Below are 21,697 nucleotides of genomic sequence, written 5' to 3' on the forward strand. Positions count from 1 at the left end.
TCAACAATATCCGACAGCGCTTATCGATGATTTTCCTCATTCCATTCATTTAAACGGAAGAGACCGTTACGGCTTCCGCAGAGAATGATCGTATCATTCTTCTGGAACACATAGTCCGGACGGATGTTGTCAGTCACGGTCTGTCCACTCTCGATTGCAATGATATTTAAGCCGAAGCGGGAGCGCAGGTTGGCCTCGAGGATGCTGACTCCGGCGAGACGGTCGGGAATGACAAGTTTTGAGATGTTGATTTCCTCGCTCAGCTGAATCGAATCAAGAACCCGGCTGTTATCGAGACGGTTTGCAAGGCGAATTGCCATGTCGCGTTCCGGATAAACGACCTTTGCACCGAGTTTTTCAAGAATCTCACCGTGCTCCGGGCTGTTTGCCTTTGCGATGACAGTCGGAACACCGAGACTGACAAGGTTTAGGGTAGTCAAAATTGAGACTTCCATCTGGCTTCCGATGCAGACAACAACGACATCACAGTTCTGAATGCCGGTGTCCATCAGCGTTTTTTTATCAAGGTTTCCGACGACGAGAGCATTCTCGGTCAGTTCTCGTGCCTCACGGACTTTGTCCTCATCGCGGTCAAGAACGAGGAGGTCTGCATCTGCCATCACAAGTTCTGCGGTCAGAGCTGAGCCGAACCGTCCAAGACCGATGATTCCGTAAGAGGTTTTTTCTGGTTTATGTTTTCCAAAGATCATGAATAAAAGTCCTCCATAGGACAGGCAGAAAGTTTTTTGCTTTTACCTGTCAACCGATTGAAATATTGCCTTCCGGGTAGCGGACGCGTTCTCCGAGCGAGTAATGCCAGATGGAGAAGATCGTCAGCGGACCGAGGCGACCGATGTACATGACAAGGATGCACAGCAGTTTGGAAGCGGTGCACAGTTGCGTCGTGATTCCGGTGGAGAGTCCGACGGTACCGAACGCACTCACGGACTCAAAGAGAAGATCGATGAGCGGAATCTGCGGTTCTAAAATTGAGAGCAGATAGGTACAGACGAAGACAATGCTTCCGCCGAGAATTGTGATGACGGAGGCTTTGCGGAATGCACCCTTCGGGATTGCATAGTGAAAGGCTTTCTCTGTGTGGTTCGTTGCTGCTGATTTTATTCCCTGGATCAGGACGAAAAACGTGCTCGTCTTGATACCGCCGGCAGTCGAACCCGGCGATGCGCCGATGAACATCAGCGCCATCATCACGAGGAGTCCCGGCGTGTGGAAATCTCCGAGCGGATAGGTGGAAAATCCTGCGGTTCTCGCGGAGACGCTGTGGAAAAATGCGACGAGCCAGGAGAAATCCTCTGTCATTTTTAAGAGAATCATGCCCCCGAATGTCAGAAAAAAGCTGACAGAGAGGACAACGCGGGTGTGCATCGACATTTTGCTCCAGTGAAGCCGTGTCTGCACGAGCTCACAGATCACAAGGAAGCCGATGCCTCCAAAAAAGATCAGTGCACAGGTTACAAGATTCAGAAATACATCGTCCCGATAAGGAATCAGATTCTGCATTCCGCCTAAGATATCAAAACCGGAGTTGTTGAAGGCGGCAATCGAGTGGAAGATACTGATTCCGATTGCCTTGAGCGGGGGATAATTTCGTGAAAATACAAAAAAACTGAGTACAGCACCAACCGATTCAATGAGAATGGTGGTAAAAAACACAGCGCGAATAAAGCGGATCATTCCTTTTCCGGAATCGAGGTTCATCGCCTCGCGGATCAGGGTGCGTCCCTTTAAGTTGATTTTACGTCCGATCGCAAGGATGATTCCGGCACCGATCGCTGTGACGCCGAGACCGCCGACCTGAATCATGACCGCAAGGAAAAACTGACCGAGTGGGGTAAAGGTGTCACCCGCATCGACTGCGATCAGTCCGGTGACGCAGATTGCACTTGTCGCGGTGTAGAGGGCATCGATATAGTGCAGATGGACACCGGTTTTCAGACTGCACGGCAACATCAGCAGACCGGAGCCTATCAGAATCGCAATGGCAAATCCAAGCGAAATGATTCTGACGGGAGTGGTGCGCTTGAGCATTCGGATTAAAAAATCCATAATTACGACTCCTTATGAAATTGTTATCAGAATGATTTCCCGAAGTCAAGTGGGAAGGTGACTTCGGGAAGATTTTTCTGAAAATCAAAAATGAATTACGGTAAAAAATTATAGTAAAGCATTACAGTAAAAATTACAGCAAGATGATGTTGTGCTCGCGGCAGGTCTTGCGCATCTCTTCCGGCCACAGACTTGCCTGTACCTCGCCGACATGGGCGCGGTCGAGAAGAAGCATGCACAGACGGGACTGACCGATACCACCGCCGATCGTGCACGGAAGCTCACCATTTAACAGCATCTTGTGGTACGGAAGCTCACGGCGCTCCTCACAGCCGGCTTTCTTTAACTGCTCTGCGAGAGATTTTTCGTCAACACGGATTCCCATGCTGGAGATCTCAAGTGCGCAGTTTAAGTGCTCGTACCAGAACAGGATGTCACCGTTTAACTGCCAGTCATCATAGTCCGGGGCACGTCCGTCATGAGGCTCGCCACATTTCAGTTTGTCACCGATCTTCATCAGAAATACACAGCCGTATTTCTCGGTGATCAGGTTCTCGCGCTCCTTCGGGGTCTTGTCCGGATAAAGCTCCTCAAGTTCCTCGGAGGTGATGAAGGTGATGTCGTTCGGAAGCTCTTTTACTGCCTGCGGGTACTTGTACCACACCTCATGTTGCATGTGCTTGATGATCTTGAAGATTGTGCGAACAGTCTCCTCAAGTGTCTCGATCGTGCGCTCTTCGCGGGTGATAACGCGCTCCCAGTCCCACTGGTCGACGTAGCAGGAGTGCAGGTTGTCAAGCTCCTCGTCACGGCGGATTGCGTTCATGTTCGTGTAGAGACCTTCACCTGGCTGGAAGCCATACTCTTTGAGTGCCATACGCTTCCATTTTGCAAGGGAGTGAACAACCTCAACCGTCTGTCCTGGGATACCGGCGATGTCAAAAGAAACCGGACGCTCCACACCGTTTAAGTTGTCGTTTAAACCGCTCTCGCGGGTGACGAACAGCGGTGCAGAGATACGCTCGAGATGCATCTCGCGTCCGAATTCTTTCTGAAAGGTGTCGCGGATGTATTTGATTGCCTCCTGGGTTTCCCGAACACTCAGGTGCGGGTCATAGTTTTCTGGAATAATCAGTGCCATAGGGGTTCCTCCAAATCAATGAGTCGTTTGCAGCTGAGAAAAGTTGCGTCAAGTCGTTGCGTTGCATGTGTGGACTTGAACCAAAACTTAAAACAGTTACTATTCCTTATGGTATCATTTTGCAGGAATCTGCACAAGAGAAAATTTCAGCTAATGCTCCCTCAGCGCAAGAATTCCGTGCAAACGCGCTCTCGCTCCGGGTTCGGCGTAGCAGTGCATAAGACCGCAAAGTACGCGGTCTAAACACTGACGCCTCACACGGGTTTGCCCTGGAACTTCTTCGCCTCGGGAGCCGAAATGTAGATATTTCAAGCCAACGCTTGCTAAGACTTGGCGCGTGATTCTGGTCAGCTTTGCTGACATCTTCCAATCAGAATTACAGCGCATCCACTCTGAGTTATATATGGTTGATGAATTACCACGTCTGAAGTCTCCGTTTCCTACGCCATCAGGCGTGGTTTCCAAAAGACTACGATAAGTGGCTTATGGCTATTCACAAAGCCCTATCCCAGTGGGATTACTTTTAAGCGACAGTTTGACGAAAAGCGCATTTTTTTCGTCGCTGTCGCTTTTCTTTTGATTTGCTAAATGAATTTTTTGCTTGTAATTGTTTTTGACGATTCTTTTTTTGATTCTCATAATCAGGATGAAGAATGATGAAAACATTCTCAAAACAAGGCAGACTTTCCCCATCAAAGGCTTGTGGATATGCTTTTCTCAGGATATTCGCAGATCCATTTAAATCGGAGTTGATGATCGTACCATTTGGGGTTTTATAAAGACCACGAAATCCATCCTTTTTATACATTCCGGCATAGTGAGTCGGTTTTCGTTTACCAGAAAATGTATATTTCGTGGAATCTTCTTTTCGGTACACCGGGATTGGATCATGATCAGGAAAACTTGCCTTTGAGGTATAGCTTTCTTCCTGTTCGATGCAACGAATCCCGTTCCATTCGCAAAGATACTGAATGATTTCGCGAAGTTTGGTAATTGGTAACTGTACAAACTCCTGATTATTTTGATGACCGATCCCAGAATTCTGCTTCCAGTATTTATTCACACCCATAACAACGGTGTCGATACGGTTTTCTACGCACCATGTCACAAAGTGTTTTGCACATTTATGCAGATAATCAGAGACCTGATCGTTTCGTCGGTTTGTAATTGCATAATAGGTTTCATCTGGTATAAATTTTTTTCCTGTTTGAAGGGTCTGTTCACTTACAAGTTTCGCAATGGTTTTGTTGTACCATTGATTTGATGCTTTAGCTGGTCCACCTTTATATAAAAGAGATGCTATGCCACAATTATTCGTAACTGCCATGAGATTATCGACACCAAAGTCAATTGCACAGATTCGATGAGATTCTTTTGAATGTTCAGGAAGATCTTTTTCGACTTCAAATTGGAAAGTCAAACGATAACGTCCATTTTCCGGTATAATGCATGCTTGCTTAAGTCTTGCATCCGGAATCGGAAATCCGATACATACAGGCATCTCTTTTATGAATGGGAATTCTGCATACCATTTGCCGTTTCGTAATTTAATGATACAGTCTTGATTAGAAACAGTTGCTGTGGTATGTCCGCCTTTTTTCTTATAACCAGGAAGTTTTGGCTTCCCGGTAAAGGCGGAGGGATCTTTTGCGTAGGCATGACAGGAGGCATAAAAGGTCTTCATATCTCGAACTGCCTGTTTTAAAACATATTGTGCGGTCTGACGCGGAAGTCCCTTTGCATAATAATCTGGATTTTTTGTATATTTCATGACAGAATCCAAAAAGGAATAGCCAAGAAAATGGTTTTCCTTTGTCGGAACAGGGACAGGACGTTTCATTTGTGAGATGGTATCAAGAATTTCCTTCATGACTTCCTGTTCGTTAGCTGACCAATTTGTAGCAGGTTTGGAGACCGCCGTTAATACCTGACGCTGACGAAAACGAATTGCATTGCTTAAATGATTTGCAAGACGTGTTACCGTTTCCGCATAGTTAAATAAGGGATGATTTTGAGTGATACAAACAGTTATTGTTCTCATATATCCCATATCGGTTGCCTCCTTTCCTTTTGAATAAAAATACATTGTAACTACTTAATATTACATGATATAATTATATCATATTATGCGATCAGTTGCAACGAGAAATAAGAACATATGTTTTTGAAACAGGATGGTTATTATGTGAACAGGCATAGCTGCTTTTTATTGCGCTACCATTTAGTCTTAGTCACAAAATATCGGCATCCCGTGATTCGCGGACAATTAGAAACTGCCCTTGGAAATTATACGGAAACCTATTTTAAGGATCGTAATCTTACGATTCAGGCATTTGAATGCATGCCAGATCATATTCATATTTTGTTTGATGCAAAACCAAATTTAAATCTTGCAGAATTTGTAAATGCATTTAAATCTGCATCTTCTCGAAACATTAGAAAACAGTTTTCTGAGGAACTGAAACCTTATTACTGGAAACCCTATTTTTGGAGTTTGAGTTATTTTATCGGGACTGTCAGTGACCGAACAAGTACTGCGGTAAAGGAATATATTAAGAATCAAAAAAATGAATGATCTAAAATTTTAAAATCATTACGCATTCACCCACGTCTGATCCAGTTGGTCAGGCGTGGTACTCTGCGATTTTGATAGAAATAGGCAGGCAAATAAAGAAAAGAATGTGCCTTGGCACATTCTCGCGCCGAGGCGCGGTTGCTTCGGCAACCATCTACTCCTGCGCCGAGTGCGCTTCTTGCGGAGCATTTTTTATATGATAGGACGCAATTTCCTATCATATAAAAAAATAGGCAACCGTGATAAAAATCGCAGTTACCTATTTTATGAAGCAATTAAAAAATCCCCTTGGATTAAATGAGTGTGTTACATCAGATGCAGTTTTCTGCACAGGCGGACGATTCGCATTCCGAACGGCATGTCGCGGAGTTCGTCTTCGGTGACGGAGCGGGTCAGGATGATCATCAGTCCGTAGATGACCATAGCGACCGGAACTGCGACGAGGAAACCGAGGCGGTAGCTGTGAGTCACGGCGCGGATTCCAACGTAAACTCCCCATGCACAGGCACCCATGACGGCGGAGGAGAGCAGAGGAAGCAGGAAGGTCGTGCGGATCTCCTGATGGTAACGCAGTCTCTTGCCGATCGAGATCCAGTTCAGGATGCAGACGACAAGAGCGAAGGTGACATTTCCGATTACAAGTCCGTATACACCGAGATTCAGATGCTCAATCATCACATAGACGAGAGCGATGTGGATCACGAGTGAGATTGCAGAGTGAGTGACGGATTTGCGCATCAGGTCAATTCCCTGAAGAACTGCGTTTGTGACAGTTGACAGGGAGAAGAAGACGACGGCAGGTGCGCCGATCATCATTAGCTGTGCAGTCAGTTCTCTGCTGTCACCGAAGATGATCTGCATGATCGGAGCGGAGAGAACACCCATGCCGACGCTACAAGGAATTGCGATCAGCATATTGAACTTGACGGTCAGACCAATCTTGTACTTGACTTCGCGGTGCTTTCTCTGGGTGCTGGAGTGGACAATGCTCGGGATCATCGAGGTTCCGAGAGCGGAGGCGATTGCGACCGGCACATTGGAGAGAAGGCGGTACTTGTTGCTGTAAATGCCAAACAAAGTTGCGCGTTCTTTCTCGGTCAGTCCCTTTGCGCTCATCAGGTTTCCGAACATCGCATTGTCGACGGTTCCGCTGAGCTGGTATACAAACTGGCTGAGGATGATCGGTGTCAGCGTCATGAAGAGGGCAACGTAAATCGTTTTCCATGTCTCAACCGGGACACTCTGTGGCTGAGAGAGACGTCTCTTGTGTCTCTTCTGGTAGCGCACCATCAGGATTGTCAGGAAGACGAAGGCAGAGAGTGCTCCGCAGAGTGTTCCGAGCGTTCCGCCGGCTGCGCTGTAAGAGCCTACGTTGTCACGACTTGCAAACCACACGGTAAAGGTGTAGGAGGCACCGATGCTGACGCACGCGTTGACGATCTGCTCGATGACCTGAGAGATCGAGGTCGGAACCATGTCTCCGAGACCCTGAAAGTATCCGCGGATAACGCCCATGATCGAGAAGACGAGAATCGTCGGAGCCATTACTTTTAATGGGAGGGCACTGTTCGGGCTCTTGAAGACGGTCGAGGTGATCGCATCTGCACCGAAGAACAGAATCATCGTCATGATTCCACCGGCGATTGCGCCGAAGATCAGTCCACTCTTGAAGACTCGTTTGGCATCCTGATACTGACCGCGCACTCGTCTTGCTGCGATCAGTTTGGAGACCGCCAAAGGCAGGCTGTACGAGGAGAGAATCAGACCGATGTTGTAGATTTCGTAGGCAGTGCTGTAATAGCCATTTCCGTCACCGCCCAGAATGCGGGTCATCGGGATTCGGTACAGCAGTCCGATGAAACGGACAATGATTCCGGCTACTGCCAGAATACTTCCCTGCACCAGAAATCCGGCATTTCCGCCGGAGGCTGATTTTTTTGCTTTTTCATTCATAGTTAAAAAATCTCCTGGTAAATTTTTGAGATCAAGTCAACGCTTGCGGAGACTTGGCGCATGATTCTGGTCAGCTTTGCTGACATCTTCCCATCAAAATCACTGCGCATCCACTCAGAGTTATAATATTTTTGCTATTCCATAGTATAACGCATTTGTGGAGGAGACACAACCAGATTGAAGATCGATTCCTCGCAAACATGGCAATCTGTCCGAGGATGTGATAAAATGTTTCTGTACACGGGTGAGGGATTTTTTTAACTGAAAATACAGTAGGATACCGTGGTGGGAGAAGTGAGAGCAAATTGAGCGAGAACGGATTTGTCTGAAAGAAACAAAAACAGAAATAATCGGAGTTTGCGATAGGAGAGGAGAAAACATTATGCTGAAAAAAATTGGATTTATCGGAACCGGAATTATGGGAAAGGGAATGATCCGCAACCTGATGAAGGCCGGATTTGAGGTTGCTGTATACAATCGCACGAAGGCGAAGGCAGATGATATTGTCGCAGAGGGCGCTGAGTGGAGAGATTCTGTGAAAGAGTGCGTCGCTGACCGCGATGTCGTGATTTCGATTGTCGGCTACCCGAAGGATGTCGAGGAGACGTATTTTGGCGAGAATGGTGTGATTGCAAATGCAAAGAAGGGAGCTTACGTCATTGACATGACGACGAGCAGTCCGAAACTGGCAGTTCAGATTCATGAGAAGGCGAAGGAAGCAGGACTTCACGGCTTGGATGCACCGGTGACCGGCGGAGATTCTGGAGCGAAGGCGGGAACACTGACGATCCTTGTGGGCGGAAATCAGGAGGATTTTGAGGCTTGTCGTCCGATCTTTGAGGCGATGGGAAAGAATATTAATTATGAAGGAAAAGCTGGAAATGGTCAGCATACGAAGATGTGCAACCAGATTGCAATCGCAGGTGCAATCTCCGGCGCGTGTGAGGCAGTTGCCTACGCGAAGGCGGTCGGACTCGATACGAAGACAATGCTTGATTCGATCTCGACCGGGGCAGCGGGAAGTGCACAGATGAGCAACGTCGTTCCGAGAGCGTTGAAGGGGGATTTCAATCCGGGATTTTTTGTGAAGCATTTCATCAAGGACATGAAGCTCGCAGACGGGGAGGCAAAAGACGCGGATCTTCATCTTGGCATGCTCGAGTATGTGCTTGGCATGTATGAGGAGATGGAGAAGGACGGAATGGGAGATTTGGGAACTCAGGCACTCCTTAAGTATTATGAAAAATAAGTAATTGTACATAAATAAGAAGATTGATATGACGACAGGGAAGGACAATAGAGATAGTGAAAAAGGAACATCGGCCTAAGCGCCAGAGTGTCTGGATGCTTCAGACGAAACGGGCGGATTTTAACGGGATTGCGTCAAGGTTTCATATCAGCCCGGTGACGGCACGGATTATCCGAAATCGAAATGTGGAGGGGGAGGAGGAGATTCGCAGGTATTTATACGGGACTCTTGACGATCTCTACAATCCCCATCTGATGAAAGGGATGAATCTCGCGACCGGGATTATGGAGAAGAAAATCCGCGCGGGCGTGCATATCCGGATTGTTGGAGACTATGACATTGATGGAGTTTGCTCGACGTATCTTCTCTATAAGGGAATCTCGCGTTGTGGCGGTCATGTGGATTACCAGATTCCGGAGAGAATCAAGGATGGATACGGGATCAATGAACAGATTATTGAGAAGGCGAAGGCGGATGGGGTGGACACGATCATCACCTGCGACAATGGAATCTCTGCGATTAGTCAGATTGAGCGTGCAAAGGAGCTTGGAATGACGGTGATTGTGACGGATCATCATGAGGTTGTCCGAGGCGAGAAGGGGGAGCAGTGTCTTCCACCTGCGGATGCAGTCGTGAACCCGAAACAGGATGATTGTCCTTATCCGTTCCCGGAGATCTGTGGTGGTGTTGTCGCTTACAAGTTCGTGCAGGTGCTCTATGAGCGATTTGGAATTGCGTGTCAGGAGTGGCTTGATATGCTTGAATTTGCGGGGATTGCAACAGTCGGAGATGTAATGAAACTCCAGGATGAGAACCGCATTCTTGTGCGGCTTGGACTCAAACAGATCGCAAAGACAAAGAGTGCAGGTCTGCGCGCGCTTGTCGAAGCCTGTGGGCTCGATATTACGTCATTGACGGCATACCACATTGGTTTTGTAATTGGTCCGTGTCTGAATGCGAGTGGTCGTCTTCAGACTGCAAAGCTCGCACTTGAGCTTCTGCTCTGCGAGGATTATGTCCGTGCAGGACGGATGGCAGAGGAGCTTCGCGAACTCAATGAAGAGCGAAAAGAGATGACACGGGATGGAGTGGAGCTGGCGCTTGATCAGGTGGAGGAGCACTATGCGAATGATGCGGTTCTTGTGATTTTTCTTCCAGACTGCCATGAGTCTCTGGCGGGAATTATCGCCGGTCGAGTCAGGGAAGCATGGAACCGTCCGACGCTTGTGCTCACACGGAGTGAGGGATGCGTCAAAGGTTCCGGTCGCTCGATTGAGGCGTATCACATGTATCAGGGACTCTGTGGGGTCAAGGATCTGTTGCTGAAGTTTGGCGGTCATCCGATGGCGGCAGGATTTTCACTGAGGGAGGAGGATGTCGACGAGTTCCGTCGCAGACTCAATGAGCAGGCGAACTTAAAACCCGCAGATTTTATCCCGAAAATCTGGATCGACGTGCCCCTTCCGCTTGAGTATGTCTCAGAACCGCTGATTCAGGAACTCGGGAAATTGGAGCCTTTTGGAAATGGAAATGAGAAACCTCAGTTCGCCCAGAAAGACCTGATGATTCGGAGTGTGCGTGTTCTCGGGAAAAATCGGAATGCGGTGAAAATGATGCTTGTGACTCCGCAGGGACTGCCGATGGATGGAATGTTGTTCACCGAGGGCGATCGGTTCTTAGAGGAACTTGGTGACCGGCGCACAATCGATGTGATCTATTACCCGGATATCAATGAGTATAACGGAAGAAGAAGTCTGCAAATTATGATAAAAGAATATAAGATTCACTAATTTGTTTTATTCACCGTGGACTTAACAAATAAAAATGATCTGTCATGCACGGGAATGCGTACTTGACAGGTCATTTTTTGCGTACTATAATCGGGATTAATAATTCTGACAATAATAAAAAATCAGGTTACCGTACACGGGTAGGCATTTCCTGAACTGAAAACGCCGTATGATATCGTGGCGGTAGCAGATTTTGCCGATTTGGAATGCGAAGCATCGGCAAGATCCGTTGCTGTTTGCACAATGCGTGAACAGTAACAAAATAGGTGCAGAATACAGAGAGGAGAATTGCCATGGTAAACGAAGTGATGAAATTCATTACGGAACATGACCCGGAAGTGGGAGCTGCTATTGAAAAAGAAGCAATGCGTCAGAGAGGAAATCTTGAGCTGATCGCATCAGAGAACATCGTCTCAGAGCCGGTTATGATGGCAATGGGAAGCGTGCTGACGAACAAGTATGCAGAGGGATATCCGGGAAAGCGTTATTACGGTGGATGTCAGAATGTGGATGTGATCGAGTCCATCGCGATTGAGCGTGCAAAGAAGCTGTTCGGCTGTGATTATGCCAATGTTCAGCCACATTCCGGTGCGCAGGCAAACATGGCAGTCTTTCTGGCAATGTTAAAACCGGGCGACACGGTTATGGGTATGAACCTGAGTGATGGTGGTCATCTGACTCACGGAAGCCCAGTTAACTTCTCCGGTCTGTATTTCCACATTGTTCCTTACGGAGTAGATGACAACGGATTTATCGACTATGACAAGCTCGAAGAGATCGCAATGGAGGCAAAGCCGAAGCTGATCGTTGCAGGTGCAAGTGCTTATGCGAGAACGATTGATTTCAAGCGTTTCCGCGAGGTTGCAGATAAGGTTGGCGCTTACCTCATGGTAGATATGGCTCATATCGCTGGTCTTGTTGCAGCAGGAGAGCATCCGAGCCCGATCCCGTATGCAGATGTTGTGACGACCACGACTCACAAAACTCTGCGTGGACCGAGAGGTGGACTGATCCTGGCAAACAAGGAAGCTGCAGAGAAGTTCAACTTTAACAAGGCAATCTTCCCGGGAACCCAGGGTGGCCCGCTTGAGCATGTGATTGCAGCAAAGGCAATCTGTCTCGGTGAGGCACTGAAGCCGGAATTCAAGGAGTACCAGAAGCAGGTGAAGAAGAATGCGGCAGCTTTAGCTGATGCCCTTCAGAAGCAGGGCTTTAAGGTTCTGACCGGTGGTACAGACAACCATCTGATGCTGCTTGACCTGCGCGGAATGGAAGTTTCCGGAAAGGAACTCCAGAATCGTTGTGATGAGGTTTACATCACTCTGAACAAGAACACCGTTCCGAATGAGCCGAGAAGCCCGTTCGTTACCTCCGGTGTCCGCATCGGTACCCCGGCAATCACAACCCGTGGTCTGAAGGAAGAGGATATGCCGAAGATCGCAGAGTGCATCTGGCTGGCAGCAACCGATTTCGAGAACAAGGCAGATTATATCCGTGCCGAAGTCACCAAGCTGTGCGAGAAGTACCCGATTTACGAGTAGAATCATTATAGTTTGTGCAACGCATGAACGGTAATGTAAATTCGTTAATAAAATCGAATTGAATACGAAGAAATAAAGATAAGGGGAGATGTCCGTGAGGATGTCTCCCTGTTTTTATTTTTATATGATAGGAAATTGTGTCCTATCATACAAAAATGCTCCGAGAGAATGTGCCAAGGCATATTCTCTTTATAGAAAAATGTTCTGCAAGGGCATAATACATATTGAAAATGGGGGATTTTACAAAAACAGCCAGAGATCTTAAAAACTTTACACAAATTTTACATATAGGCTTGCTGTATTTTACAAATCAGTTATATGATGATACATAAGTGAGAAAACGAAGCTATTACAATTCTATTGGTTTTAAAATGTGGGATTGGGATATGGACATATAAATGGTGAGCGCGAGATGGAGGAAAAAAAGAGATGATTTATCTTGTGGAGGATGACAACAGTATCCGGGAGCTTGTGATTTACACACTTCAGACAACCGGATTTGAGGCGAAGGGTTTTGCATGTGCGAAGGATTTCTGGAATGAGATGAAAAAGGAGGAGCCGTCTCTGGTGCTTCTCGACATTATGCTGCCGGATGAGGACGGTCTTTCGATTTTGAGAAAACTTCGGGATTCCGGTCATACCTCGAGACTGCCGGTGATCATGCTGACGGCAAAAGGAACGGAGTATGACAAGGTGATCGGACTTGACAGTGGAGCAGATGACTATATTCCGAAACCGTTTGGAATGATGGAACTGATCTCGAGAGTCAAGGCACTTCTTCGCCGGACAGAGCCGGAGCGCAGGGCTGGAATCCGCACGCTCGGTTCGATTGCCGTCAACTTGGATAAGCATACCGTAACAGTAAATGGAGATCCGGTTGCTCTGACTTACAAGGAGTTTGAATTGCTCTGCTATCTGATGGAAAATGAGGGGATTGTACTGACGAGAGATCAGCTTCTCTCTAAAATCTGGGGATATGATTTTGACGGGGAGACGCGCATGGTGGATGTCCATATCCGGACGCTCCGTCAGAAACTTGGAGGTGCCAGTGGCTATATCGAAACGATTCGCGGAGTGGGATATAAGATGGAGGAGATTTCATGAAAAAGCGAATTTTCAGGAGTATCTGTGTTGTAGCCCTCTTCTCGATGCTGATTGCTACATGGACGGCGACATCGATTATCGGTCAGGAGACAAACCGGAAGACTCACGAGGATGTAAGGCGGGAAGTCCATTATCTGGCGGCAGGATTGGAGGAAGATGGATCGAAATACCTGAATGAACTTGAAAAACTGGAAAAAACGAATCCGGCAGATCCGGATAATCGAATCAGCCGAATCACCTGGATCACAAAGGATGGAACCGTGATCTATGACAGCTATACCTCCCCCTCTTCCCTGCCGAATCACGCAGATCGACCGGAAGTGAAGGAAGCGCTGGAGAAGGGCGAGGGGGAGACATTTCGTGTTTCCGATACGCTTGCAGAACAGACATATTATTATGCAAAGCGACTCAGCAATGGAACGGTTATCCGTGTGGCAAGCACAACGCGCACGGATCTTGCGAGTGTGATCCATACCGTTCCGGCAATGCTTGTGATGGCGGGAGTCATTTTTGCGATTACGATGGCTCTTGCGGATGCACAGACAAAGCGGATTGTCAAACCGATCAATGAATTAGATCCGGATAATCCGCAGACGGATCAGGTTTATGAAGAACTATATCCTCTTGTGAGAAGTCTTCAGAAACAGAAACTGACGATTCAGCAACAGATGCAGACACTCAGGAAAAAACAGGAGGAGTTCACAGCGATTACGGAAAATATGAAAGAGGGATTTATTGTTGTAGACAGCAAGGCAAATGTGATTTCGTACAATAGCAGTGCGGTGAGAATTCTCGGTGTGGATATCGAGAGCATGGAACATTCGGAAAATGGACAGGAGCATCGAAATGTGCTCAGCTTTAACCGCTCTGCAAGTTTTCGTGAGGTGGTAAATGATGCCCTGAATGGGGAGCGTGGTCAACAGAATCTGGAATTGAACGGGCGGTATTATCAGTTGATTGCGAGTCCGGTTGTGGAGTCGGGGGACAAGAGGGGAGCCGTTGTTGTGATCCTCGATGTGACGGAACAGCAGAATCGTGAGGAACTGCGCCGGGAGTTCACAGCAAATGTATCACACGAGCTCAAGACTCCGTTGACTTCAATCTCGGGATATGCGGAGATTATGAAGGATGGACTTGTGCGTCCGGAAGATATGGGAAGATTCTCAGAGAAGATATACTCGGAGGCACAGCGCCTGATTACGCTTGTCGGGGATATCATCAAATTGTCGCGTCTCGATGAGGAGAAAGTGGAGATTGAGAAGACGGATGTGGATCTGTGTCAGATTGCAGCGGGAGTCGTAACTCGCTTAAAGGAGACGGCGCACACCGCAGGAATTGAGATCTCACTTACCGCAAAACCGGCTGTTGTGAACGGGGCATCACAGATTCTTGATGAGATGATTTTCAATCTCTGTGAAAATGCAATCAAATACAATCGCCCACATGGAAGAGTGGATGTCGTTGTGGATGAAATCAACCATCATCCGACTGTGATCGTCAAGGATACGGGAATTGGAATAGCGGAGAAAGATCAGGATCGGATCTTTGAGCGTTTCTATCGAGTGGATAAGAGCCACTCCCGCCAGATTGGTGGAACAGGACTCGGACTTTCGATTGTAAAGCACGGGGCAATCTACCACAAGGCGAAGGTGGAGATGGATAGTAAGGTTGGAGTTGGAACGACGATTAGAATTGTGTTTCCGTGAGTTTTTCTAAAAGAATATGACGAGCATAAATGGTATAAAAAGTATAAAGAGTATAATGGGGGCGCCGACGATGAGTAAAGTCCTGCAAATTCGTTCGCACTCCGGGTTCAACGTAGCGGTGCATAAGATCGCAAAATATGCGATCTAAACACCGACGTTTCACACGGGTTTGCAGCGACTTTCTCACCGCTGGCGCCCTGCACCATTCAACAACATATCCGATGTAGCTGGCATCCTGTTTTTGATGTGAAATAAAAGCGTGCAATATGCTCTAAAGTATACTTCGTGTGGGTAGCTGTGTGATAGCGGAGAAATGGTTTGGAGTTTCCTGCTCCGAAACTCCGAGAATTCCGCCAAATATTTCGGAGCCCTTACAGCTCGCAGTTACCTACGGTACGCGGGAACGGGATCACGTCTCTGATGTTGCCCATTCCGGTCAGGTACATCACGCATCTCTCAAATCCCAGTCCGAAACCGGAGTGACGGGTGGAACCGAACTTGCGCAGATCCAGATAAAACTGGTAGTCCTCCTGCTTGAGTCCGAGCTCGTTCATGCGGGCAAGCAGTTTCTCGTAATCGTCCTCACGCTGGCTTCCTCCGATGATCTCGCCGATACCCGGTACGAGGCAGTCCATAGCGGCAACCGTCTTGTTGTCCGGATTCATCTTCATGTAGAAGGCCTTGATCTCCTTCGGATAGTCGGTTACGAATACCGGGCGCTTGTAGATCTCCTCGGTCAGGTAACGCTCATGCTCGGTCTGAAGATCGCATCCCCAGGATACCTTGTAATCAAACTTATCATTGTGTTTCTCAAGAATCTCAATTGCCTCGGTGTAGGTCACATGACCGAACTCAGAGTTCAGCACACCATTTAAGCGCTCTAAGAGTCCCTTGTCAACGAACTGGTTGAAGAAATTCATCTCCTCCGGTGCGTTCTCGAGAACGTAACGGATCACATACTTGAGCATGCTCTCAGCAAGGTTCATATCGTCCTGAAGATCAGCGAATGCGATCTCCGGCTCGATCATCCAGAACTCAGCTGCATGACGGGTTGTGTTGGAATTCTCTGCGCGGAAGGTCGGTCCGAAGGTGTAAACATTGCGGAATGCCATTGCATAAGTCTCGACGTTCAGCTGTCCGCTTACGGTCAGGTTCGTTGGTTTTCCGAAGAAATCCTTGGAGAAGTCGACAGAGCCGTCCTCGTTCTTCGGGATGTCGTTCAAATCCATCGTTGTAACCTGGAACATCTCACCTGCGCCCTCGCAGTCACTTCCGGTGATCAGCGGAGTGTGAACGTAAACGAAACCGCGCTCCTGGAAGAACTGGTGAATTGCATAAGCGATCAGGGAGCGAACACGGAATACAGCCTGGAAGGTGTTGGTGCGTGCTCTTAAATGCGGGATTGTGCGGAGGTACTCTAAGGTGTGACGTTTTTTCTGAAGCGGATACTCCGGAGCAGATGCGCCCTCGACGAGAATCTCAGTTGCCTGGATCTCAAACGGCTGTTTTGCCTGCGGGGTAGCGACAAGCGTACCCTTTACAATGATTGCAGCGCCAACGTTGAGCTTGCTGATCTCGCTGAAATTTGCCATTGTGTCGTGGTAAACAACCTGAAGAGTCTCAAAATAGCTTCCGTCGCTGACAACAATAAATCCAAATGCCTTGGAATCACGGACACTGCGCACCCATCCGCCGATGGTGATCTCCTTGTCCATGTAGGTTTCTCTGTTTCGGTAAAGTTCCCGAACCGTAACTAAATTCATGATAAATCTTTCGCTAAAAAAATAAAACTTTTTAGCTTTTCCTTTCTTAAAAAATTTTTCAGCCTATCTAAGAGTATACTTTATTTTTTTCTGTGATTCAAGGGAAAAGCCATGTTTTTGTGGGTGGAATTCCGAAAAATGAAAATATTCAGAGGCGGAATAAGCACTTAAAAAATGAAATCGGAAGGACTCAGGTCTTGTGGTTAATATAAGAAAAAACACTATATATAGACAAAAAAGTTTTGAACCCGAAAAATGTCGGAAAATGCACAAAAAACTCACAAATTAATTTCAATATTTGTTCACTATTTGAGAGATGTGTGGTATAATAAAAATCACCAAGAAAATACACAGCGAGGTGATAGCGTGATTAAGAAAGAGATGATCGCCATGCTTTTGGCGGGAGGACAGGGAAGCCGTCTTGGCGTGCTGACACAGAAGGTAGCAAAGCCGGCGGTTTCATTTGGAGGTAAATATCGGATCATTGATTTCCCACTCAGCAACTGTATCAACTCCGGAGTTGACACGGTTGGAGTTTTGACGCAGTATCAGCCATTGAGGCTGAATGCACATATCGGAATTGGTATTCCGTGGGATCTGGACCGCAATGTAGGTGGTGTAACCATTTTGCCGCCATATGAGCGCAGTAAGGGAAGCGATTGGTATACCGGAACTGCAAATGCAATTTTCCAGAACCTGGAGTATATGGAATCCTACAATCCGGACTATGTTCTGATTCTTTCCGGTGACCATATCTACAAGATGGATTACGAGGTAATGCTGGAGTATCACAAGGCAAACAATGCGGATGTGACGATTGCAGCGATGCCGGTTCCGATTGAGGAGGCAAGCCGTTTCGGTATTGTTATTACTGATGACAACAACCGGATTACAGAGTTCGAGGAGAAACCTGCAAATCCGAGAAGCAATCTTGCAAGTATGGGTATTTACATATTCAGTTGGCCGGCATTGAAGGAGGCTCTGCTCAGCCTGGCTGATGTACCTGGCTGTGATTTTGGAAAACATGTGATTCCTTACTGCTTCGATAAGGGTGAGAGAATCTTCGCTTATGAGTACAATGGATACTGGAAGGATGTCGGTACTCTCGGTTCTTACTGGGAGGCAAATATGGAGTTGATCGACATCATTCCGGAATTCAACCTGTATGAGGAGTACTGGAAGATCTACACGAAGAGTGATATCATTCCTCCTCAGTATGTAGCACCGGATGCAATCATTGAGAGAAGCATCATCGGAGAGGGAACAGAGATTCACGGCTCTGTTTACAATTCCGTAATCGGTGCAGGTGTCACGATTGAGCCGGGCGCAGTCGTTCGGGATTCCATCGTGATGCGAGACAGTGTGGTGAAGGCTGGAGCGAATGTCAACAAGGCAATCCTCGCGGAGGATACTGAGGTCGGCGAGGGCGCAGAACTGGGTGTCGGCGAGTATGCACCGAGCAAGTATGATCCGAAGGTTTACCAGTTTGATCTCGTGACCGTCGGGGAACACAGTGTGATCCCGGATCATGTGAAGGTTGGTAAGAATACCGCCATATCCGGAAAGACGGAGAAAGAAGATTATCCGGATGGACAGCTGGCAAGCGGAGACTACATTATAAAGGCAGGTGGCGTACGATGAGAGCGATTGGTATTGTATTAGCAGGCGGAAACAGCAAGAGAATGAGAGAACTGTCCAACAAACGGGCGATCTCCGCAATGCCGGTTGCAGGAAGCTACCGAAGCATCGATTTTGCGCTCAGCAACATGAGCAATTCCCATATTCAGAGCGTGGCAGTATTCACTCAGTATAACTCCCGCTCCCTCAATGAGCATTTGAGCTCTTCAAAATGGTGGGATTTCGGAAGAAAGCAGGGAGGTCTCTTTGTTTTCACTCCTACGATCACCGCAGAGAACAGCGACTGGTACCGTGGCACCGCAGATGCCCTGTATCAGAACCTTTCTTTCTTAAAGAACAGCCATGAGCCATATGTAGTCATCGCTTCCGGTGATTGTGTGTACAAGCTCGACTACGGCAAGGTTCTCGAGTATCACATCGAGAAGAAGGCAGATATCACCGTTGTCTGCAAAGACATGCCGGAGGATATGGATGTGACCCGTTATGGTCTCGTGAAGACGAACGATGACGGTCGTATCACCGAGTTCGAGGAGAAGCCGATGGTTGCAACCTCCAACACCGTTTCCTGTGGTATTTATGTCATCCGTCGTCGTCAGCTGATTGAGCTGATTGAGCGCTGTGCAGCGGAGGACAGAGTGGACTTCGTGAGAGACATTCTGGTTCGTTACAAGAACCTCAAGCGCATTTATGCGTACAGACTGAACAGCTACTGGAGCAACATCGCTTCCGTGGATTCTTATTATCAGACAAACATGGATTTCCTGAAGCCGGATGTACGTCGTTACTTCTTCCGCGAGTATCCGGACATTTACTCCAAGGTAGATGATCTTCCGCCGGCAAAATACAATCCGGGAGCATCCGTGAAGAACAGTCTGATTTCCAGTGGATGTATCATCAACGGAACCGTAGAAAATTCGGTTCTGTTCAAGAAAGCCTATGTGGGCAACAACTGTGTGATCCGCAATTCCATCATTTTGAATGACGTCTATATCGGAGACAACACCGTCATTGAAAACTGCATCGTCGAAAGCCGGGATACAATCCGTGCGAATACGACTTACATCGGTACGCCGGATGATATCAAGATTGTAGTGGAAAAGAACGAGAGATATACGTTATAGGACAGGCTAGGCAGCAGCCTGAATGCTGAAAAATACAAGAGAGAGCGTAGTGTGGGGGACACATGTACGACATGGAAGGGGCTTTGCGATATGCAGATAACGGATGTTAGAGTGAGAAGAATCGAAAAAGAGGGCAAGATGAAGGCCATTGTCTCTATCACGCTGGACAATGAGTTCGTCATTCATGATATTAAGGTAATTGAAGGAGAGAAAGGTCTGTTTATAGCAATGCCTAGTCGCAAGGCAGCAGACGGAGAGTACCGGGATATTGCACATCCGATCAATTCGGAGACCCGTGATACGATTCAGAAAGCCATTTTGACAAAGTATGAGATGACTGCTTTGGAAAGTCAGGAAGACGAGACTTACGCATAAAAATTTAAGCCTGGGAATCACACAAAGAAAGTATGCATCTTGAAAGAAAAATAGATTGATATGTGACTGTGAGAAGATCTCCTGCATTGGCGGGGGATCTTCTCATTTTTATCTTGCAGAGGAAATTTGCTTGTGCTATAATGAGTCCCGTTTATCTAAAAGATGGAAACCTGTATTCGTATTAGGGAAAGGATTTTATTTATGGAAAAAACGCAGAAAAAAGACATGTCTCCTGTCAGGGATATGACGAGCGGAAACCCGTTGAGCCTGATTCTGGCATTTGCGGTGCCGATGCTGATGGGAACGCTGTTTCAGCAGTTTTACAGCATGGTCGATACAATCATTGTGGGGAAATTTCTCGGCGTTGATGCGCTTGCCTCAGTAGGATCGACTGGTGCAGTCAATTTCATGGTCAACGGTTTTGTGATCGGTGTGACGGCAGGATTTGCGATTCCGGTTGCCCAGCAGTTCGGTGCGCAGAATTACCGGAACATGAGAAAATATGTGGCAAACACGATCTGGCTGACGATTGGATTCTCTGTTGTGATGACGGCTGTGATCGGAGCACTGACGTGGAAGATCCTTGTGTGGATGCGGACCCCGGAGAACATCATTCAGGGCGCATATAACTATATTTTCATCATCTTCCTCGGAATTCCGGTGACTTACCTCTACAACCTGACGGCGAGCATCATCCGGGCGCTCGGTGATTCGAAGACGCCAGTCTATTTCCTGATTTTGTCGTCTCTCGTCAACATCGTGCTCGACTACATCTCGATTAATTTTCTTGGAATGGGAGTTGCAGGACCGGCATGTGCGACCGTTATCTCTCAGGGACTTTCCGGCATTCTCTGCGTACTTTATATGAAGAAGAAATTCACAATTCTTCACTTTCAGAAGGGTGAGATGGAGTTTGACGGACGGATGTGTCTGAATCTGTGCAACATGGGAATCCCGATGGGACTTCAGTACTCGATCACCGCGATCGGATCTGTTATCTTGCAGACCGCAGTCAACACGCTTGGTTCTGTCGCAGTTGCGTCTGTCACTGCAGGTCAGAAAGTCAGCATGTTCTTCTGCTGTGTGTTTGATGCACTCGGAGGAACAATGGCGACGTATGCGGGACAGAACGTCGGTGCCGGGAAAATTGATCGAATCATCAGTGGTGTGAAGGCGGCGACGATTCTCGGTAGCATTTATGCGGTTGTCGCATTTGCGGTGCTGTTCTTCTTTGGCGGATATATCCCGCTGTTGTTCGTGGATGCGGACCAGACGCTCGTGATTCATCAGGCACACCTCTTCTTGATCTTCAACTCGCTGTTCTATATTGCACTTGTGTTTGTCAATGTGTGGCGGTTCTGTATTCAGGGTATGGGATATTCGGCATTTGCGATTCTTGCGGGTGTCTGTGAGATGTTTGCGCGTTCGATGATCGGATTTGTCGGCATTCCGAAGTTTGGATACATTGCAGTCTGCTTTGCATCCCCGCTTGCGTGGGTTTGCGCGGACTGTTTCCTGATTCCGGCGTTTTATCACTGTATTGGGCGGTTGAGAAGGATGCTGAATAAGGAAAAGAAATAGTGAAATGAGGCTTCTCAGACGGAAAAAATCCTGCAAACTCGTTCGCACTCCGGGTTCGACGTAGCGGTGCATAAGGTCGCAAAGGACGCGACC

The 21,697-nt window shown here is 47.5% G+C and carries 16 protein-coding genes; 10 read left to right on the forward strand and 6 right to left on the reverse strand.

From position 1 onward, the window contains the following. Positions 1 to 20: 20 nt before the first annotated feature. The 4 genes from AC4EVX_RS01440 to AC4EVX_RS01455 all read right to left on the reverse strand — a co-directional run bounded on the left by AC4EVX_RS01440 (position 21) and on the right by AC4EVX_RS01455 (position 5,258). Entirely contained in the window at positions 21 to 710 is a 690-nt protein-coding gene (locus AC4EVX_RS01440; RefSeq protein ID WP_177977208.1) for an NAD-binding protein, read from the reverse strand. A gap of 49 nt (positions 711 to 759) precedes the next feature. Next, the gene (locus AC4EVX_RS01445) at positions 760 to 2,055 is read right to left on the reverse strand and encodes a TrkH family potassium uptake protein (protein ID WP_490159453.1); all 1,296 of its coding nucleotides are present in this window, start codon (positions 2,053 to 2,055) and stop codon (positions 760 to 762) included. A 145-nt stretch (positions 2,056 to 2,200) separates the two neighbouring features. Continuing rightward, positions 2,201 to 3,208: an aspartate--ammonia ligase gene (gene asnA / locus AC4EVX_RS01450; RefSeq protein ID WP_177977209.1), complete on the reverse strand. Its 1,008-nt coding sequence runs from the start codon at positions 3,206 to 3,208 to the stop codon at positions 2,201 to 2,203. Positions 3,209 to 3,731: 523 nt separating this feature from the next. After that, complete coding sequence (locus AC4EVX_RS01455) at positions 3,732 to 5,258, reverse strand: RNA-guided endonuclease InsQ/TnpB family protein (RefSeq protein ID WP_490159412.1); 1,527 nt, start codon at positions 5,256 to 5,258, stop codon at positions 3,732 to 3,734. 108 nt (positions 5,259 to 5,366) lie between these two features. Here AC4EVX_RS01455 and tnpA point away from each other — a divergent pair, with 108 nt between their 5' ends. Next, the gene (gene tnpA, locus AC4EVX_RS01460) at positions 5,367 to 5,783 is read left to right on the forward strand and encodes an IS200/IS605 family transposase (RefSeq protein ID WP_490159413.1); all 417 of its coding nucleotides are present in this window, start codon (positions 5,367 to 5,369) and stop codon (positions 5,781 to 5,783) included. A 306-nt stretch (positions 5,784 to 6,089) separates the two neighbouring features. Here the strand turns inward: tnpA and AC4EVX_RS01465 are convergent, their stop codons facing one another. Continuing rightward, positions 6,090 to 7,736, reverse strand: a complete 1,647-nt coding sequence (locus tag AC4EVX_RS01465) for an oligosaccharide flippase family protein (RefSeq protein WP_177978160.1) — start codon at positions 7,734 to 7,736, stop codon at positions 6,090 to 6,092. Between the two features lie 385 nt (positions 7,737 to 8,121). Here AC4EVX_RS01465 and AC4EVX_RS01470 point away from each other — a divergent pair, with 385 nt between their 5' ends. The 5 genes from AC4EVX_RS01470 (at position 8,122) to AC4EVX_RS01490 (ending at position 15,126) form a co-directional block, all read left to right on the forward strand. Continuing rightward, a complete protein-coding gene (locus AC4EVX_RS01470) occupies positions 8,122 to 8,985 on the forward strand; it encodes an NAD(P)-dependent oxidoreductase (protein ID WP_408612102.1) in 864 nt (287 codons plus the stop codon). A gap of 95 nt (positions 8,986 to 9,080) precedes the next feature. Beyond that, positions 9,081 to 10,775 (forward strand): single-stranded-DNA-specific exonuclease RecJ, encoded by a 1,695-nt coding sequence (recJ, locus tag AC4EVX_RS01475; protein ID WP_490159454.1) that lies wholly within the window; start codon positions 9,081 to 9,083, stop codon positions 10,773 to 10,775. Positions 10,776 to 11,068: 293 nt separating this feature from the next. After that, positions 11,069 to 12,316, forward strand: a complete 1,248-nt coding sequence (gene glyA / locus AC4EVX_RS01480; protein ID WP_177978162.1) for a serine hydroxymethyltransferase — start codon at positions 11,069 to 11,071, stop codon at positions 12,314 to 12,316. Positions 12,317 to 12,745: 429 nt separating this feature from the next. Then, positions 12,746 to 13,420 carry a response regulator transcription factor gene (locus AC4EVX_RS01485; RefSeq protein WP_490159414.1) on the forward strand — a complete coding sequence of 225 codons (675 nt, stop codon included), beginning with the start codon at positions 12,746 to 12,748 and terminating at the stop codon, positions 13,418 to 13,420. Next, positions 13,417 to 15,126 (forward strand): sensor histidine kinase, encoded by a 1,710-nt coding sequence (locus tag AC4EVX_RS01490; RefSeq protein WP_490159415.1) that lies wholly within the window; start codon positions 13,417 to 13,419, stop codon positions 15,124 to 15,126. The genes AC4EVX_RS01485 and AC4EVX_RS01490 overlap by 4 nt, the downstream gene beginning before the upstream one ends. 371 nt (positions 15,127 to 15,497) lie before the next feature. On the opposite strand, the gene asnS is transcribed toward AC4EVX_RS01490, so the two are convergent. After that, positions 15,498 to 16,889 carry an asparagine--tRNA ligase gene (asnS, locus tag AC4EVX_RS01495; protein WP_490159416.1) on the reverse strand — a complete coding sequence of 464 codons (1,392 nt, stop codon included), beginning with the start codon at positions 16,887 to 16,889 and terminating at the stop codon, positions 15,498 to 15,500. Between the two features lie 366 nt (positions 16,890 to 17,255). Here asnS and AC4EVX_RS01500 point away from each other — a divergent pair, with 366 nt between their 5' ends. The 4 genes from AC4EVX_RS01500 (at position 17,256) to AC4EVX_RS01515 (ending at position 21,604) form a co-directional block, all read left to right on the forward strand. Beyond that, entirely contained in the window at positions 17,256 to 18,530 is a 1,275-nt protein-coding gene (locus AC4EVX_RS01500; protein ID WP_177978166.1) for a glucose-1-phosphate adenylyltransferase, read from the forward strand. Continuing rightward, complete coding sequence (glgD, locus tag AC4EVX_RS01505; protein WP_177978167.1) at positions 18,527 to 19,648, forward strand: glucose-1-phosphate adenylyltransferase subunit GlgD; 1,122 nt, start codon at positions 18,527 to 18,529, stop codon at positions 19,646 to 19,648. The genes AC4EVX_RS01500 and glgD overlap by 4 nt, the downstream gene beginning before the upstream one ends. Before the next feature lie 90 nt (positions 19,649 to 19,738). Beyond that, positions 19,739 to 20,023, forward strand: coding sequence for a septation regulator SpoVG (gene spoVG / locus AC4EVX_RS01510; RefSeq protein ID WP_177978168.1), 285 nt, complete (start codon positions 19,739 to 19,741; stop codon positions 20,021 to 20,023). A 201-nt stretch (positions 20,024 to 20,224) separates the two neighbouring features. After that, complete coding sequence (locus AC4EVX_RS01515) at positions 20,225 to 21,604, forward strand: MATE family efflux transporter (protein WP_177978169.1); 1,380 nt, start codon at positions 20,225 to 20,227, stop codon at positions 21,602 to 21,604. The last annotated feature ends 93 nt before the right edge of the window (positions 21,605 to 21,697 follow it).

The sequence above is a fragment of the Brotaphodocola sp. genome (genome assembly GCF_983179755.1).

Excerpts from the sequence above, each read along its gene's own strand:
- AC4EVX_RS01440 (WP_177977208.1), bottom strand. The coding sequence starts at position 710 with ATGATCTTTGGAAAACATAAACCAGAAAAAACCTCTTACGGAATCATC.
- asnA (WP_177977209.1), bottom strand. The coding sequence starts at position 3,208 with ATGGCACTGATTATTCCAGAAAACTATGACCCGCACCTGAGTGTTCGG.
- AC4EVX_RS01455 (WP_490159412.1), bottom strand. The coding sequence starts at position 5,258 with ATGGGATATATGAGAACAATAACTGTTTGTATCACTCAAAATCATCCC.
- tnpA (WP_490159413.1), top strand. The coding sequence starts at position 5,367 with ATGTTTTTGAAACAGGATGGTTATTATGTGAACAGGCATAGCTGCTTT.
- AC4EVX_RS01465 (WP_177978160.1), bottom strand. The coding sequence starts at position 7,736 with ATGAATGAAAAAGCAAAAAAATCAGCCTCCGGCGGAAATGCCGGATTT.
- recJ (WP_490159454.1), top strand. The coding sequence starts at position 9,081 with ATGCTTCAGACGAAACGGGCGGATTTTAACGGGATTGCGTCAAGGTTT.
- glyA (WP_177978162.1), top strand. The coding sequence starts at position 11,069 with ATGGTAAACGAAGTGATGAAATTCATTACGGAACATGACCCGGAAGTG.
- AC4EVX_RS01485 (WP_490159414.1), top strand. The coding sequence starts at position 12,746 with ATGATTTATCTTGTGGAGGATGACAACAGTATCCGGGAGCTTGTGATT.
- AC4EVX_RS01490 (WP_490159415.1), top strand. The coding sequence starts at position 13,417 with ATGAAAAAGCGAATTTTCAGGAGTATCTGTGTTGTAGCCCTCTTCTCG.
- asnS (WP_490159416.1), bottom strand. The coding sequence starts at position 16,889 with ATGAATTTAGTTACGGTTCGGGAACTTTACCGAAACAGAGAAACCTAC.
- glgD (WP_177978167.1), top strand. The coding sequence starts at position 18,527 with ATGAGAGCGATTGGTATTGTATTAGCAGGCGGAAACAGCAAGAGAATG.
- spoVG (WP_177978168.1), top strand. The coding sequence starts at position 19,739 with ATGCAGATAACGGATGTTAGAGTGAGAAGAATCGAAAAAGAGGGCAAG.
- AC4EVX_RS01515 (WP_177978169.1), top strand. The coding sequence starts at position 20,225 with ATGGAAAAAACGCAGAAAAAAGACATGTCTCCTGTCAGGGATATGACG.